The 16,240-nt window shown below is 65.1% G+C and carries 14 protein-coding genes; 5 read left to right on the top strand and 9 right to left on the bottom strand.

Annotated elements, in window-relative coordinates:
- Nucleotides 1-13: 13 nt before the first annotated feature.
- Nucleotides 14-721, bottom strand: a complete 708-nt coding sequence (locus tag AKN83_RS19305; RefSeq protein ID WP_050404516.1) for a L,D-transpeptidase — start codon at nt 719-721, stop codon at nt 14-16.
- A gap of 227 nt (nt 722-948) precedes the next feature.
- On the opposite strand from AKN83_RS19305, the gene AKN83_RS19310 reads away from it, so the two are divergent.
- From AKN83_RS19310 to AKN83_RS19325, 4 genes are all read left to right on the top strand, one after another.
- Nucleotides 949-2,196: a DUF763 domain-containing protein gene (locus tag AKN83_RS19310; protein ID WP_050404517.1), complete on the top strand. Its 1,248-nt coding sequence runs from the start codon at nt 949-951 to the stop codon at nt 2,194-2,196.
- Nucleotides 2,197-2,338: 142 nt separating this feature from the next.
- Nucleotides 2,339-2,968 (top strand): nitrile hydratase subunit alpha, encoded by a 630-nt coding sequence (nthA, locus tag AKN83_RS19315; RefSeq protein WP_050404518.1) that lies wholly within the window; start codon nt 2,339-2,341, stop codon nt 2,966-2,968.
- Nucleotides 2,965-3,624, top strand: coding sequence for a nitrile hydratase subunit beta (gene nthB / locus AKN83_RS19320; RefSeq protein WP_050404519.1), 660 nt, complete (start codon nt 2,965-2,967; stop codon nt 3,622-3,624). The genes nthA and nthB overlap by 4 nt, the downstream gene beginning before the upstream one ends.
- On the top strand, nt 3,624-4,001 hold the full coding sequence (locus AKN83_RS19325) for a nitrile hydratase accessory protein (protein WP_050404520.1): 378 nt from the start codon (nt 3,624-3,626) through the stop codon (nt 3,999-4,001). The genes nthB and AKN83_RS19325 overlap by 1 nt, the downstream gene beginning before the upstream one ends.
- A gap of 261 nt (nt 4,002-4,262) precedes the next feature.
- Here AKN83_RS19325 and queC read toward each other — a convergent pair whose 3' ends face one another.
- Nucleotides 4,263-4,982 carry a 7-cyano-7-deazaguanine synthase QueC gene (gene queC / locus AKN83_RS19330; protein ID WP_050404521.1) on the bottom strand — a complete coding sequence of 240 codons (720 nt, stop codon included), beginning with the start codon at nt 4,980-4,982 and terminating at the stop codon, nt 4,263-4,265.
- Nucleotides 4,983-5,110: 128 nt separating this feature from the next.
- Here queC and mazG point away from each other — a divergent pair, with 128 nt between their 5' ends.
- Nucleotides 5,111-5,965, top strand: a complete 855-nt coding sequence (gene mazG / locus AKN83_RS19335) for a nucleoside triphosphate pyrophosphohydrolase (protein ID WP_050404522.1) — start codon at nt 5,111-5,113, stop codon at nt 5,963-5,965.
- Between the two features lie 60 nt (nt 5,966-6,025).
- Here mazG and mgtE read toward each other — a convergent pair whose 3' ends face one another.
- The 7 genes from mgtE to ntrC all read right to left on the bottom strand — a co-directional run bounded on the left by mgtE (nt 6,026) and on the right by ntrC (nt 16,234).
- The gene (mgtE, locus tag AKN83_RS19340) at nt 6,026-7,393 is read right to left on the bottom strand and encodes a magnesium transporter (RefSeq protein WP_050404523.1); all 1,368 of its coding nucleotides are present in this window, start codon (nt 7,391-7,393) and stop codon (nt 6,026-6,028) included.
- A gap of 154 nt (nt 7,394-7,547) precedes the next feature.
- Nucleotides 7,548-8,723, bottom strand: a complete 1,176-nt coding sequence (locus tag AKN83_RS19345; protein WP_050404524.1) for an FAD-dependent oxidoreductase — start codon at nt 8,721-8,723, stop codon at nt 7,548-7,550.
- A 45-nt stretch (nt 8,724-8,768) separates the two neighbouring features.
- On the bottom strand, nt 8,769-10,163 hold the full coding sequence (gene hflX, locus AKN83_RS19350) for a GTPase HflX (protein WP_050404525.1): 1,395 nt from the start codon (nt 10,161-10,163) through the stop codon (nt 8,769-8,771).
- 11 nt (nt 10,164-10,174) lie between these two features.
- The gene (gene hfq / locus AKN83_RS19355) at nt 10,175-10,423 is read right to left on the bottom strand and encodes an RNA chaperone Hfq (protein WP_006020546.1); all 249 of its coding nucleotides are present in this window, start codon (nt 10,421-10,423) and stop codon (nt 10,175-10,177) included.
- Between the two features lie 360 nt (nt 10,424-10,783).
- Nucleotides 10,784-12,154 carry a nitrogen assimilation response regulator NtrX gene (ntrX, locus tag AKN83_RS19360; protein WP_021079343.1) on the bottom strand — a complete coding sequence of 457 codons (1,371 nt, stop codon included), beginning with the start codon at nt 12,152-12,154 and terminating at the stop codon, nt 10,784-10,786.
- 17 nt (nt 12,155-12,171) lie between these two features.
- Nucleotides 12,172-14,619: a sensor histidine kinase NtrY-like gene (locus AKN83_RS19365; protein ID WP_050404526.1), complete on the bottom strand. Its 2,448-nt coding sequence runs from the start codon at nt 14,617-14,619 to the stop codon at nt 12,172-12,174.
- 172 nt (nt 14,620-14,791) lie between these two features.
- Nucleotides 14,792-16,234 carry a nitrogen regulation protein NR(I) gene (gene ntrC / locus AKN83_RS19370; RefSeq protein WP_021079341.1) on the bottom strand — a complete coding sequence of 481 codons (1,443 nt, stop codon included), beginning with the start codon at nt 16,232-16,234 and terminating at the stop codon, nt 14,792-14,794.
- Between the last annotated feature and the right edge of the window lie 6 nt (nt 16,235-16,240).

The following is a 16,240-nucleotide window of genomic DNA, read 5'->3' on the forward strand; positions in this document are numbered from 1 at the left end:
CGACGGCGTTGGCCTATGCCGGCAGCACGATCACCTTGGTCTTCAGCGGCGTTCGCGAATAGAGGTCGATCATGTCCTGACTGAGGAGACCGGTGCAGCCGCTCGTAATGCCGTTGCCGATGGTCTCGGGGTCGCTGGTGCTATAGATCGTGTAAAGCGTGTACGCCCCGTTCTGATAGAGATAGAGCACGCGGGCACCGAGTGGATTGTCGAGACCTCCCGGCATGCCGCGAGCATATTTGCCCGCTTCCGGCTGGCGCGCGATCATCTCCTTGGGCGGCGTCCAGGTAGGCCATTCGGCTTTGCGCCCGACATAAGCCTCGCCGCTCCAGCGGAAGCCATCGCGGCCGACATTGGCGCCATAGCGGGTCGCGTTGCCCTCGCCTTCGATGCGGTAAACATAGTACTTGCCGGGATCGATGATGATCGTACCGGCAGCCTCGGCGCTGTCGTAGCGCACTGTCTTGCGAAAATATTGCGGTTTGACCTTGCTGACATCGACCGCAGGGATCGGGAATTTCTCGTCAGGCACGGGCCCGTAGACTTTCTCAGCCTCGGCTAGGCTCATGTAGTCCGATGCACAACCGGTCAGGCCGAATGCGGCAAGACCGGCAGCGGAGCCGAATAGAAACGCCCGGCGGTTGAGGAACCGCGACCGAAGCCCAGGCAGAGCGCCCTTGCCCATCGCGTCGGCATCGGCAATTCCAGGGTCCATGATCATGATTTCGGATTTTCCAAGCTTCTTCGGAAGACGTGGCAATCTTATGTGAGAAACACCCCGTTCCGGCACTCTTATGGGGGATTTCGCGCTTTTTTGTGAGCGGAACCTTTCCAGAAGAACCTTAAGAACTCCATCTTGTGTGCCGGTCTTATGCGGGAATCCGCAACGGCCAATGGCTTTGCCTGTTAGTCTGCCCCCGACTCTCGCTCCTTGGAGGCTTGCCGACGATGGCCCGACGTACCGGCAGCGCCGATCTGCCTCTCCATGGTGGCCGCGTGCCGCCATGGCTGGCGGAGCGCATGGCGACCCTGGGCGCGATCATCACGCAGGCGGTGGTCCATCACTACGGCCGCGACGCATTCCTGCAGCGGCTCTCGCATCCGTTCTGGTTCCAGTCGTTCGGCGCCGTGATGGGCATGGACTGGCATTCGTCGGGGATCACCACGAGCGTGATTGGCGCGCTGAAGCGCGGGCTCGCGCCAATGCAGGACGAGCTCGGCATCTATGTCTGCGGCGGCCGCGGCAAGCATTCGCGGCGCACGCCGGACGAGCTGATGGCGCTGGGCGAGCGGACCGGCTTCGATGGGGTTGCCCTCACCCGCGCCAGCCGTCTGGTCGCCAAGGTCGACAGCGCCGCGGTCCAGGATAGTTTCGAGCTCTATCTGCACGGTTTCTTCGTCACCGTGGACGGCAAATGGACCGTGGTCCAGCAAGGCATGAGCGACAGCAAGCGGCAAGCGCGGCGCTATCACTGGCATTCCGAGGGGCTGCGCAGCTTCGTCGACGAGCCGCACAGCGCGATCGACGGTCCATCGCAGGGCGAGATCGTCAATCTGACCGACCACCGCGCCGATGCCTCGCGCCAAGCCCAGCTCGATCTGCTCGCCGGCCTCGGTCCCGACGGCATCGCGCGTGAGTATGCCGAACTGACCGAGCAGGTCGAGGCGCAAGGCGACCTGTTGCACCTGATCATGCCCGCCCATCACGACGTGCGCTCGAGCGATGTCTTCATCCGCCGCCTGCACGGCACCCTCGCCGCGGCCGCGGAGCGCGGACCGCTGGACTTCCCCGAACTGCTGCTGACGCCCGGCGTCGGCGCCCGCACCGTGGAGTCGCTCGCGATGGTCGCCGAGGTCGTCCACGGCACGCCGTACCGTTTCCGCGATCCGGCACGCTTCTCGCTGGCGCATGGCGGCAAGGACCGTCATCCGTTTCCGGTGCCGATCAAGGTCTATGACGAGACCATCGGAGTGCTGAAATCGGCAGTGATGCAGGCCAAGCTCGGCCGCGACGAGGAGCTGCAGGCGCTGAAGCGCCTGGATGACCAGGCCCGCAGGCTCGAGCGCACTGCGACGGGCCCGTCCTTCGACGCCTACGTCGCCAGCGAGCGCTCGCGTTCGCCTGATCTCGACGGCCGCTCGGTGTTCGGCTGGGAGGCCGACCTCGCCGGCCGTGATCGCATCACCAAGCGCTAGGCGCACCTGTCATCGTACCCTGAAGCGCGCGGTGAGGCCGTGGCGCGACCGTTCACATCGTCAACCACGCATACCTCCCTGCTCGCATTGTTGTGTACTGCTTGCCTCGACATAGCACGGCGATTTCGCCTATTCTGTAGGCATGAGCGAACATGATCATCACCACCACGATCACGACCATTCCGAACTGTCGGAGACCGAACTGCGCGTGCGCGCGCTGGAATCGATCCTGACCGAAAAGGGCTATGTCGAGGCTGCGGCGCTCGACGCCATCGTGCAGGCCTACGAGACCAAGATCGGCCCGCATAACGGCGCCCGGGTCGTCGCCAAGGCCTGGAGCGATCCCGCCTTCAAGAAGGCGCTGCTCGAGGACGCCAGCAAGGCGGTCGGCACCCTCGGCCATGTCAGCCGGGTCGGCGACCATCTGGTCGCGATCGAGAACACGCCCGGCCGTCACAACATGGTCGTCTGCACCCTATGCTCCTGTTACCCCTGGGAGATGCTTGGTCTGCCGCCGGTCTGGTACAAGGCCTCGCCGTATCGCTCGCGCGCGGTCAAGGATCCGCGCGGCGTGCTGGCCGATTTCGGCGTCAGCCTGCCGAAGGAGACGGAAATCCGGGTCTGGGATTCGACGGCTGAAACACGCTTCCTGGTGCTGCCGATGCGGCCCGCAGGCACCGAGGGCTGGAGCGAAGAACAGCTCGCCGACCTCGTGACGCGCGATTCCATGATCGGCACCGGCTTCCCGAAGACCCCGGGAGCCCCATCGTGAACGGCGTCCACGACATGGGCGGCATGGACGGGTTCGGCAAGGTCGAGCCCGAGCCGAACGAGCCGATGTTCCATCAGGAATGGGAGTCGCGGGTGCTTGCCATGGTCCGCGCGATGGGCGCCGCCGGCGCCTTCAACATCGACGCCTCGCGCTTCTATCGCGAGACCCTCCCCCCGCAGGTCTATCTGTCGAGCTCCTATTACAGGAAATGGCTGCTCGGGCTGGAAGCGCTGCTGCTCGACAAGGGCTATATCTCCAAGGACGACATCGCGGCCGGTCATTCCGTGGCGCCGGCGAAATCGCTCAAGCACGGCAAGTTTTCGATTCCCGATGTCGAGCGCATCATGGTGCGCGGCAAGTTCGGCCGCCCCGCCCCGGCGCCGGCGAAATTCAAGGCCGGCGATCGCGTGCGGGCGAAGAACATCCATCCTGCCACCCACACGCGGCTGCCGCGCTACGTCCGAGGGCATGTCGGCGTGGTCGAGCGCGATCATGGCTGTCACGTGTTCCCCGATACGGTGGCCAACGATGCCGGCGAGCATCCGCAATGGCTGTACACCGTCGTGTTCGATGGACGCGAATTGTGGGGACCGGACTCTGACCCAGCCATCAAGGTTTCGATCGACGCGTTCGAACCGTATCTGGAGGCGGTCTGATGGATGCCGGCGCCGCCGCGCGCGCGACCAGCGCCGTGTCCAGCATTCCCCGCGATCAGGACGGTCCGGTGTTCCGCGCGCCGTGGGAGGCGCAGGCCTTCGCCATGGCATTGACGCTGCATGATCGCGGCGTGTTCACCTGGCCCGAATGGGCTGCGGCGCTTGCCGATCAGATCAAGCGTGCACAGGCGGCCGGCGATCCCGACACCGGCGAGACCTACTACCAGCATTGGCTGGCGACGCTCGAACATCTCGTCGCCGCCAAGGGCGTCACGACGCATGAGACCCTGCATCGCTACCGCGACGCCTGGGGCCACGCCGCCGACCGTACCCCGCACGGCCAGCCGATCGTGTTGACGGCCAAGGATTTCGAGTAGCGGTTCAATGTGGTGCGGGGGCTCTTTCCCCTTCGCCGGGACGACACTGAATTTGCTACATCACCATTTTCGGAATAATAGAAGATTACCGCTGAGTTGCCCGACGTGTCAAGTCACCCGCTACGGACAGTCACCCGCTACGGACAGTCACCCGCTACGGACAGTCACCCGCGTCGAACGCCGGCAGCCCCCGGCTACTGTGCATGGGGTTGTTTTCGATATTTTGGCAGTGCGCCCCTGCGGACGGCGATCGGCCCACGGTTACGGGCTGCCCTGCGCGACGTACTCCCGCCAGCCCTTGGCCCGCAGGCTGCACGCGGGGCATTCGCCGCAGCCATAACCCCAATCGTGCTGCGCGCCGCGTTCGCCGAGATAGCATGTGTGCGAATGCTCGCGGATCAGGTCGACCAGCCCTACCCCTCCGAGCTCGTGCGCGAGCCGCCAGGTCGCGGCCTTGTCGAGCCACATCAGCGGCGTGTTCAGTTCGAAGTCCCTCGCCATTCCGAGGCTGAGCGCGGACTGCAACGCCTTGATGGTCTCGTCGCGGCAATCCGGATAGCCGGAATAATCGGTCTCGCACATGCCGCCGATGATGTGGCGGATGCCGCGCCGATAGGCCAGTGCCCCGGCGAAGGTGAGGAACACGAGGTTGCGGCCGGGCACGAAGGTGTTCGGCAGGCCGTCGGCGCCCATTTCGATGGCGACGTCGCGGGTCAGCGCGGTGTCTGATATCTCCGACAGCGTCGGGATCGCGAGTGTATGGCTGTCGCCGAGCTTTGCTGCCCAGTCCGGCCGCAGCGCCCTGATGCCGTCCAGCAACCGGTCGCGGCAATCGAGCTCGATCGCATGGCGCTGGCCGTAGGTGAAGCCGAGCATTTCGACGCGCGCGAAGCGGTCCAACGCCCAGGCAAGGCAGGTGGTGGAATCCTGGCCGCCGGAAAACAGCACCAGCGCGGTGTCGGAATTGGTCTGATCGGTCATGGAACGCGATTTAGCACCTGATGATGCCGCGGCCAATCCGTGGACAGTGCCCTGTTTCCGGCGTGTTTTGCTGGGATCAGCGGCGACGTTTTGGCATAAACCCAAAACCCCACTCGTGCTGGTGTCCCATGACCCCTTCCCGCGACATTTCCCGCCTGATCGAGATCATGGCCGCGCTGCGCACGCCGGTGACCGGCTGCCCCTGGGATCTCATCCAGAACTTTGAGACCATTGCGCCCTACACCATCGAGGAAGCCTATGAGGTTGCCGATGCGATCACGCGCGGCGATCTCGACGATCTGCGCGAGGAGCTCGGCGACCTGCTGCTGCAGGTGGTCTATCACGCCAGGATGGCCGAAGAGCAGAACGCCTTTGCGTTTGGCGACGTGGTCGAGGCGATCACGAAGAAGATGATCCGCCGCCATCCGCACGTCTTTGCCGACAAGGATGGCAACATCCAGCCGGCCGGCGTCAAGAGCGCCTGGGAGCGTATCAAAGCCGAGGAAAAGGCCGAGCGCGCCGCGCGGCGGACGCCGGAGGAGACCGCGCACACATCCCTGCTGGCCAGCGTGAAGGCAGGCCTTCCAGCCCTGACGCGTGCGATGGAGCTGCAGCGCAAGGCGTCCACGGTCGGCTTCGATTGGAACGACCCGCGCGCCGTGCTCGCCAAGATCCGCGAGGAAGCCGACGAGATCGAGGCCGCGCTCGACCGCAACGACAAGGCGGAGATTGCGGAAGAGACCGGCGACCTGATGTTCGCACTGGTCAACCTCGCCCGCCACGTCGATGCCGATCCGGAAACTGCGCTGCGCGCGACCAACGCCAAGTTCGAGCTGCGGTTTGCGTACATCGAGCAGGCGCTGGCTGCGAAGGGACGTTCACTCGACGACGCGTCGCTGGAAGAGATGGACGCGCTGTGGAATGAGGCAAAGACCGCCGCCGCCGCTGTCGTCCCTGCGAAAGCAGGGACCCATACCGTGTGATCTATCGATAGGTTGACGATATCAGGACCGCGCCAGTCATCGACCGGCGAAGCCCTCGCCTCACAACAACGTCCCGCGCAAAATGACTGCCGCTACGCCGAAATAGATCACAAGGCCGGTGACGTCGACCAGCGTCGCAACGAACGGCGCGGAGGCGCTGGCCGGATCGAAGCCGATGCGCTTGAGGATGAACGGCAGCATCGAGCCGCACAGCGATCCAAAGGTGACGATGCCGATCAGGGCGCCGCCGACGGTAGCGGCCACCAGCGCCCAATGTGGTCCGTAGTCGAACAGGCCGAGGGTCTGCCAGAGCGTGATCCTGATGATGCCGATCAGGCCGAGAATGGAGCCGAGCATGATGCCGGTCGGCAGTTCGCGGATGGCGACGCGCCACCAGTCGCGCAGCCGCACCTCGTGGAGCGCCAGCGAACGGATCAGCAGCGAGGTTGCCTGCGAGCCTGAGTTGCCGCCGGAGCTCATGATCAGCGGGATGAACAGCGTCAGCACGATCGCCTTCTCGAGCTCGCTCTGGTACGACTGCATCGCAGTTGCAGTCAGCATTTCCGACAGGAACAGCGCGCACAGCCAGCCGGCGCGCTTCTTGATCATCTCGCCGAAACCGATCCGCAAGTATGGCTCGTCGATCGCTTCCATGCCGCCGAACTTCTGGGCGTCCTCCGTCGATTCCTCGACGATGGCGTCGATGACGTCGTCCACCGTGACGATGCCGAGGATATGGCCGGGGCCGTCGACGACAGCGACCGCGAGCAGGTCGTAGCGCGAGATCAACCGCGCCGCCTCCATGCGGTCGGCCTCGGGCGCGATCATCAGCGGCTTCCGTGCCGGCGCCGCGGTCAGCACATTGGCGTGCGGATCGGCCGAAATCAGGCGGCGCAACGGCACGGCCTGGATCAGGGTCTTCTTGACCGGGTCGATCACGAAGATCGAGTAGACGGTCTCGCGGGTGCGCTCGACCATCCGGATGTGATGCAGCACCTCGGCGATGGTCCAGTTCGACGGCACGCTCACGAACTCGGTGGTCATTATGCTGCCGGCGCTGCGCTCGGGATAGGCCAACAGCCCGGAGATGACGTTGCGGGTATCCGGATTGAGGCCGTTCAGCAGCGTGGTGCGCAGCGGCTCGACCAGTTCCTTGAAGATGTCGGCGGCGCGGTCGTCGGAGACGCCTGACAGCAGCGACACGGCCGCGTCCTGCGGCAACTCGGCGAGGATCTCGCAGGTGTTGTCGAGCCCGGGCAGGTCGAGCACCTCGATCGCCTTCTCGGCCGGCAGCGATTGCAGCAGCTTCGCCGCATCCGCCGGCTCCCGGGCATTGAGGGCATCGACGATCTCCGGCGCCCGGGCGTGAGCGAGATCCCCGTCCCGGCCGGCGATCGTGTCGTGGGTGATGGTTTCGGTGTCCTGCATCGATCGGCCTCGGCTTTGCGTCCGGCAGCGCAATGAACCAAGGCGGCGCAGATTTCAAACGGAAAGTGCGGCGGCACGTCGCAGGCGCGGTCGAGTGCGGTCGCGTCACGGCATCGTCACATTTCGGGAGATCGCGAGGTGCCGTGCCGGCCGGTCAGGCCCGGCTGAACAGTTTCGCGGCGTCGTCCACTGCCTGGCGCGCGGCGGCGATATCCGGGGTTTCGTTGTCGTCGTTGAAGCCGAAATAGTCGTTCTCGCCGACCGGCTGCACGACGATGCCGTCGCGCCGGCCGAGGACGCTGAGGTTACGGTAGAAGACGCCGTAATTGACATCCGGCTGGGGAATGAGCCAGGCGATCTGGCCGCGCACCGGAACGATGCTCTCGTCATGAAACAACGCACGGGCACCATAGCCGGTACAGTTGACGATGACGGTTTCGCGGATCTTCGAAAGTTCGGACGGGGTGTGCAACTCGATCGGTACGAACACCCCGCCGGCGCGCTGAAACTCCGCTTCGAGCTGACGGTAGAGATCCGTGACATTGTAGGTGAGCGAGGCGCTCTTCCAGGCGTATGGCGCGGGAAACGGATTTGATCCGGCGGCCAGCAACTCCCATCGCGGCGTGAGCGACCTGATCCGGCCGCGCAGCTCGAGGAATTTCTTCTGACCCTCCCCGGCGGCATGCTGACGCCGGTGCGGACGGCCATCGGCGTCCGGCGCATCGTCGGAGAGCAGATAGCGATCGGTCCATTCGATCGGATTGCCGGCAAGGCCCAGATAGCTTTGGTGGGTGGCAAAGGTCGCGCGCGCCATCCGCTCCCAGCGGTCGGCAAAATCAGGCGCGACGTCCGCTTCCATCGCGATCCGCGAGTCCGGCGACCAGTCCCCGGTCGCACGTGCCGAGCGCACCTGGGGGAAGCGCTCCCTGGCGTAGATCGTGACGGTCGCGCCCATCCTCTGGGCCGTGATCGCGGTCGTCAGACCGATCGCGCCGGCGCCGAGCACGGCGATGTTGCGCGCGCTCAATTGCAGGGCGAGCGGCACGGCCTCTTGCGCGGCGCCCCAGGACAGCGACCAGCCGCTGCCGCCGTGGCCGTAGTTGTGCACGACATATTTACTGTCGATCCATTCCGCTTCGATGCGCGGACCCGAGGCGCGGAACGGACGCAGGCATACGGTGACACGAAACATCCGGTCCGGACGCGCAAGGACCGGCCGCAGCGCGGGTGCATCGAGGAATGCGGCGTTGTCGGCAACCCCACGCGTTGAAATCCCTGCGACCGCAGCGCTCGCCAGGCCACCGCCGAGCAATGTTCGACGGTTGAACATCGATCCCCCTTCGATTCCCCTTGCCGCCACGGATGTCCGGGACGTTTACGTCCCGTGCGGCAGAGCATCGAATCGTGACATGACGATGTCGCGCTTGGTCTCGTCGACCCGCACCGTCATGTCGAAGCGCTCGCCCTTGAGCTCCTTGTTCAGGACCTCGGCGTTGCGATGCAGCCAGCTGATCCCGGCGCCGTCGGAGGCGTCGATCGAAAGATTGAGCGTGATACGCTTGGCCGCGAGGCGATCCTCGATCGCGGTCAGGAGCTGCTCGATTCCCTCGCCAGTGACGGCCGATACCAGGAAGCACGGCCGCTCCGGCGGCCGGCGCGCGGCGATGTTGCGCAGATTGTCACGCTCCTCGGGGTCGAAGCGGTCGATCTTGTTCCAGACCTCGATGATGCGCTCGCCGCCATCGGCGTCGGAATCGATGCCGAGCTGGTGCAGCACCGCCTCGACGTCGCGCTCCTGCGCCTCCGCATCCTCGTGGGAGATGTCGCGGACATGCAGGATGATGTCGGCTTCCAGCACCTCCTCCAGCGTGGCGCGAAAAGCAGCTACCAGCTGGGTCGGCAGATTGGAGATGAAACCGACCGTGTCCGACAGCATCGCCTTGCCGCCATGCGGCAGGTTGAGCGCGCGCAGGGTGGGGTCGAGCGTCGCAAACAGCATGTCGGCAGCCTGCACGTCGGCGCGCGTCAGGCGATTGAACAGGGTCGATTTGCCGGCATTGGTGTAGCCGACCAGCGCCACCACGCGGTACGGCACGCGCTGGCGTCCGGCGCGATGCAACCGCCGCGTCGCCTGCACCTTCTTCAACTCGCCTTCGAGCTTGGTGATGCGTTCGCTGATCAGGCGGCGGTCGGCCTCGATCTGGGTTTCGCCGGGGCCGCCCATGAAGCCGAAGCCGCCGCGCTGGCGCTCGAGATGGGTCCACGACCGCACCAGGCGGCTGCGCTGGTAATTGAGATGGGCGAGCTCGACCTGTAGCGCGCCTTCCTTGGTCTTGGCGCGGCGGCCGAAGATTTCCAGGATCAGGCCGGTGCGGTCGAGCACCTTGGTGCTCCAGGCCTTCTCGAGATTGCGCTGCTGGATCGGCGACAGCGCGCAATCCATCACCACGAGCTCGACCTTGTCGCCGGCGACGAGGCCCTTGATTTCCTCGACCTTGCCCTTGCCGAGATAGGTTGCCGGCCGGATCTGGCTGATCGGTGCGACGACGGATTCCACCACGATGAGGTCGATTGCACCGGCGAGGCCTGCGGCCTCCTCGATCCGCGCTTCATAGTCGCGGACAGACGAATCCGTTTGCGCACCGCCGTCGTCACGGCGCGCGCGCATGTACGGGCCGATGACGATCACCCGCCCGGTGCTCAAGTCCCCCGCCGACCCAGGCCTAGACTTGGTCCGGTCGGCGCCCCCTTCACGATTGAAGGGTTCCAATCAGTTCACTCTCAAGCCGGTGCGTCCTCGCCACCTTCGAACAGCTGAATCGGAGCTCCCGGCATGATGGTCGAGATCGCGTGCTTGTAGACAAGCTGCGAGTGACCGTCGCGCCGCAGCAGCAAGCAGAAATTGTCGAACCATGTGACAATGCCTTGCAGCTTTACCCCGTTGACCAGAAATATCGTCAGTGGCGTCTTTGTTTTACGAACGTGATTAAGGAAGGTGTCTTGTAGATTTTGTGCGCGGTCTGCCGCCATTGTTTTTGTCCCGCAAGCTTGTGCTTCTTTTTATTGAACCGGTTGCGGCTCTCTGACGGAGCCTCCTCCGGCTGCCCGCCTGCCCTGAGATCCCCCTCTGGCAGGCGTAGCGGTAGGATTAGAGGCCACGCGCGCTTTTTAGGCAAGCCGGTTCGCGGTGCAGTCGGTAGGAACACGGTGGCAATTCTAAGAAAGTGCAGGGAAAGAGACGAATATTCTCGTGGAGAGTGGATAAATCCCCCGGTTGTACCGGCCCTGCCCTACCTCGCTGGCCGGCTCAACTGTCCTTTTTTCCCGGCGGGGTGACCGCCGGGGCTTCGCGCCGAGCCGCCGGCAATTGCCGGCCCAGGTATATCAGCGTCAGCCGACCCCGAGCGCTTTCAATTTGCGGTGCAGCGCAGAGCGCTCCATGCCGACGAACTCGGCTGTACGCGAAATGTTGCCGGAGAAGCGGCTGATCTGGGCGATCAGGTAATCGCGCTCGAACACCTCGCGCGCCTCGCGCAACGGCAGGCCCATGATGTGCTCGCCGTTGTTGGAGGTCGGCATCGCCGGCACCATGGAGCCGACGTCCTGCGGCAGCATGTCGGCGGTGATGATCGCCTCAGGGCCGCCGCCGGCCAGGATCATCACCCGCTCGACGTTATTGCGGAGCTGGCGGACGTTGCCCGGCCAGACATGCGACTGCAGCACCGCCATCGCGTCCTGCCCGATCTGCCGCTTGGGCAGGCCGGTGGCGGCCGAGATCTGATCCATGAAGTAGTCAATCAGCTCGGGGATATCCTCGCGGCGCTCCGACAGCGGCGGCACCCGGATCGGCACCACCGAGAGGCGATGATAGAGGTCCTCGCGGAAACGGCCCGCGGCGATCTCTTCCTCCAGATTGCGCGCGGTCGAAGAGATGATGCGGACGTCAACATGCACCTTGCTGGTGCCGCCCTGGCGCTGGAAGGTCTGATCGACCAGCACGCGCAGGATCTTGTTCTGGGTCTCGCGCGGCATGTCCGCGATCTCGTCGATGAACAGCGTGCCGCCATGCGCCTCCTCGAGCGCGCCGGCCTTGCGCTGCTGTTCGCCGTTCGATCCCTCGATGCCGAACAGCTCGATCTCCATGCGCTCCGGCGTGATCGCGGCCGCGTTGATCACCACGAACGGTCCTTCGGCGCGTCCCGATGCATGATGCAGCGTGCGCGCGGCGAGTTCCTTGCCGGCGCCGGAGGGTCCGACGATCAGGATGCGGCTGTTGGCCTTGGCGGCGCGGTCGATTGTCTGGCGCAGCTGGTTCATGCAGGCCGAGCGCCCGGTCAGGACGCTGGCCGCCGGCGCCAATTGCTTGAGCTCCTTGACCTCGCGCTTCAGCCGCGAGGTCTCCAGCGCCCGTGTCGCGACCAGGATCAGCCGGTCCGACTTGAACGGCTTCTCGATGAAGTCATAGGCGCCGCGCTTGATCGCGGCGACGGCGGTTTCGATGTTGCCGTGGCCGGAGATCATCACGACCGGCAGATCGGCGTTGTCCTTCTTGATCTGCTCGAGCAGCTGCAGGCCGTCGAGCTTGGAGCCCTGCAGCCAGATGTCGAGGAAGACCAGGTTCGGGCGGCGGTTGGCGATCTCGGCAAGCGCCGAATCGCTGTCGCGCGCGGTGCGCGTGGAGAACCCCTCATCGTCCAGGATACCCGCAACGAGGTCACGAATGTCAGCTTCGTCGTCGACAATCAGAATGTCACTTGCCATGGGTTACACCTGCGTTGTCAGTCGCCCGTCGCGGCTTTGATTTTTGGCTCTTGGCTTGTTGGCTCTTGCGCATTTGGCTCTTGGTTATTTGGTTCTTGCTGATCGGATTTTGGCTCATTGTTGGTCGCCTGTGCCGGGCCGTTGGTCGGCTCTTGCAGTGGATTTTTTTCACTGTCGGGGTCGGATGAAGTCACGTCCGGCCTTTGTTCCTTGTGCTCCGGTTTGTTCTCAGGTTTGGCCGCCTGGCCCGTGACGGCAAAGCGCAGCCGCATCCAGGCACCGCGCTGGCCCTCGCGGAAATCGGACGCGTCCTTGAGCTCGATGCGGCCGCCATGGTCCTCCAGAACGCGGCCGACGATCGCAAGGCCGAGGCCGGTCCCCTTCGCCCGCGTCGTGACGTAGGGCTCGAGCAGACGCGCGCGGGCGACCTTCGGCAGGCCGATGCCGTTATCGACGACATCGATCAGGATGTCGTCGCCTTCGCGCTGCGCCACGACGTCGATGCGGCCCTTGCCGAGCTCCTCGCGCGGCACCTGCTCGATCGCCTCGGTCGCGTTCTTGATGATGTTGGTCAGCGCCTGCGAGATCAGCCTGCGATCGAACTGCGCCGGCAGCGGCGACTGCTTGATGTCGGCCTCGATGTCGAGGTCGGGATGGGCGACCTTCATCAGGAACACCGCCTGGCGCACCACGTCGGCGACGTCCTCGCCTTCCATCACGGGCTTCGGCATTCGGGCAAAGCGCGAGAACTCGTCGACCATGCGCCTGATGTCGTCGACCTGCCGCACGATGGTATCGGTGCATTGCTCGAAGATCGACTTGTCCTTTTCCTCGGTGATGGTCTTGCCGAACTTGCGGCGAATCCGCTCGGCGGACAGCTGGATCGGCGTCAGCGGATTCTTGATCTCATGCGCAATGCGGCGGGCGACGTCGCCCCAGGCCGAAGTGCGCTGCGCGGAGACCAATTCGGTGATGTCGTCGAGGGTGATGATGTAGCTGTCGCGCGACTGGCTGGTCTGCTCTGCCGAGACGCGGACCGACAGATTGCGCTCATTGCCGTCGCGCAGGATCGTGACCTGTCCCTGCACCAGGCGCTGCGTGCCCTCGCGCGCCGTCTTCATCATCTCGTCGAGCTCGGGCAGCACGTCCGAGAGCGGATGGCCGAGCGTCTCCGACTCGGCATGCCCGATCAGCTTCTCCGCTGAGCGGTTGAGAATGCCGACGCTGCCGGAGGCATCGACCCCGATGATCCCTGCGCTGGCCGACGACAGCACCGCTTCGATGAAGCGGCGGCGGCTGTCGATGGTCTCGCTGGCGTCGACCAGCTCGTTGCGCTGGGTGCGCAGCTCCTGGGTCATCTTGTTGAAGATCTCGCCGAGCAGCGCGAGGTCGCTCGCCGATTTGTGGACCGGCACCTGGACATTGAGGTTGCCGGTCGAGACCTCACTCGCCGCCCCCATCAGCTGGCGGATCGGCGATACCAGCCCGTTGGCGAAGTTGAGGCCGATCAGCACCGAGGCCATCAGGATGGTCAGCGCGATCACGGCGAACATCAGCGCGAACGCCACCTGGATGCCGAGCCGGCGGGTCTCGAGCTGGGCGTATTCGGCCGCGCTGGTCTGGGTCTGCTTGAGCTGGGCTACGACAGCCGGATCGAGCAGCCGCGCCACGTACAGGAACATGTCGTCATAGGCCCGCAGGCGGACCACGGAGGCGACGTAGTTCTCGGGGAAGACCGAGATCTTCGGCTCGGTCTCGTTGATGTCCTTGAGGATGTCCGGCGGCGGCGCTTCATAGTTCAGGCGGACGCCGGTTTCGGCGCTGGCGACGATCTTGCCGTCCTTGTCCATCAGCACCGCGACCGGCAGGTTGCGCGCCTCGGCGCCGGCCGTCATCAGCTGCAGGAACGTCATGCGATCCTGGTCGTAAAGCGGCCGCGCATGGGCGAGATCGTTGGCCATCGCCAGCGTGTCGCCGTTGATGAGTTGCGCGTGCTCCTGCATGTAGGCGCTGGCAATCGTCAGGGAGTTCTGGATCACCTGCTTGGTGGGGCCGGAGAACAGCCGGTCGAGGCCGCGCTCGATGGTGACGTTGGCGACGATCGACACCAGCACGGCCGGCAAGACCGCGATCACCGAGAACAGGCCGACGATCTGGACGTGCAGCCTTGCCGCCGCCCGGCCCCGCCGCCTCGCCTGCACCATCTGCCAGACTTCCCGGACGATGATGCCGACCAGCAGCAGGATGGTGGCGGCGTTGATCATCAGGAAGGAGCGGACAACCTCGGAAGTCGGTTCGATCGGGGTCAGGCCGGTCAGCACCACGAAGGTCAGGAAGGCCGATAACAGCGCGATCGCAACGGCGAACGGCGCCAGCCAGCGCCGCAGCGGGAAGCCCCGCGCCTCTGCTGTGGGCTCGGCCGTAGACGCGTGTAACGTTGAAGCGGTGGTCTCTGCGCTGGTCATACCGGCAATTGAGCTGAGTGCGATCGCCCGCGGGAATTGCGAACTGATGCAATCATATCACAATGTTGCCGAATTGCGACATTTCCGCGGCGCAAACCGCGGTGCAGCGCGGTGTCCGCAAAACCATTTGTGACTAGTCAATGACTGGCGTGCGTCCTCGCGCCCGCGCCCGCTACCCGCCGCTCCGGTAGACCTGGATGTCGAGGTCGCGGATCTTCTTGCGCAGGGTGTTGCGGTTCAATCCGAGCAGGTCGGCGGCCCGGATCTGGTTGCCGCGGGTCGCCGCCAGCGCGGCGGTCAACAGCGGGATCTCGATCTCCTTGAGGATGCGATGGTAGAGGCCCGGCGGCGGCACGCCGTTCGGGAAGCCGGAGAAGTGCGAGGACAGATAGGCCTCGACCGCGCCGCCGAGGTTGTCGACGCCAACAGTCGCGGTGCTGCCCGAGGTCACCGCCGGCGGCGCCAGCTCGCCGTCGATGACCGAGGCGGTGATGACGTCCTGCGGATAGAGCGCGGCGAGCCGTCGGGCGAGGTTCTCCAGTTCGCGGACGTTGCCCGGCCAGCGGTGCTGCTTGAGCCGCTCCAGCGCTTGGGCATCGAGCTTCTTCGGCGGCAGGCCGTCCTTCTCGGCAAGCGAGAAGAAATGCCGGATCAGGTCGGGCAAATCCTCGATGCGCTCGCGCAACGGCGGCAGCCGCAGCGGTACCACGTTGAGGCGGAAAAACAGATCCTCGCGGAACAAGCCCTGCTGAATCAGGATGCGCAGGTCCTTGTTGGAGGCCGCGACGATGCGAACGTCGGTCTTGATCGGGGTCCGGCCGCCGACGGTGGTGTATTCGCCCTGCTGCAGCACGCGCAGCAGACGGGTCTGCGCCTCCATCGGCATGTCGCCGATCTCGTCGAGGAACAGCGTGCCGCCCTCGGCCTGCTCGAAGCGGCCGGAGGCGCGAGTATTGGCCCCGGTGAACGCGCCGCGCTCATGGCCGAACAGCTCGGACTCAATGAGGTCGCGCGGGATCGCCGCCATGTTGACCGCGACGAACGGGCCGTTGCGGCGCCGGCCGTAATCGTGCAGCGCGCGGGCGACCAGCTCCTTGCCGGTGCCGGACTCGCCGGAGATCATCACCGTGAGATCGGTCTGCATCAACCGCGCCAGCACGCGGTAGATTTCCTGCATCGCAGGCGAGCGGCCGACCAGCGGGATCGAGTCGAACTCGCCATCGTCGGCGGGACTGGAGACCCGCTCCTTCGGCTCGGCCAGCGCGCGGCCGACGATGGTGATCAGTTCCTTCAGGTCGAACGGCTTCGGCAGATATTCATAGGCGCCGCGCTCGGAGGCGCGGATCGCGGTCATGAAGGTGTTCTGCGCGCTCATCACGATGACAGGCAGATTCGGCCGCATTTTCTTGATGCGCGGCAGCAGGTCGAACGCGTTCTCGTCCGGCATCACCACGTCGGTGATGACGAGATCGCCCTCGCCCTGGCTGACCCAGCGCCACAGCGTGGCAGCGTTGCCAGTCAGACGCACCTCGTAGCCGGCGCGTGACAGCGCCTGGTTCAGGACGGTCCGGATGGCGGTGTCGTCGTCAGCGACAAGTATGCTACCTGCAGGCATTGGTGT

The organism is Bradyrhizobium embrapense (genome assembly GCF_001189235.2).
Classification (GTDB): domain Bacteria; phylum Pseudomonadota; class Alphaproteobacteria; order Rhizobiales; family Xanthobacteraceae; genus Bradyrhizobium; species Bradyrhizobium embrapense.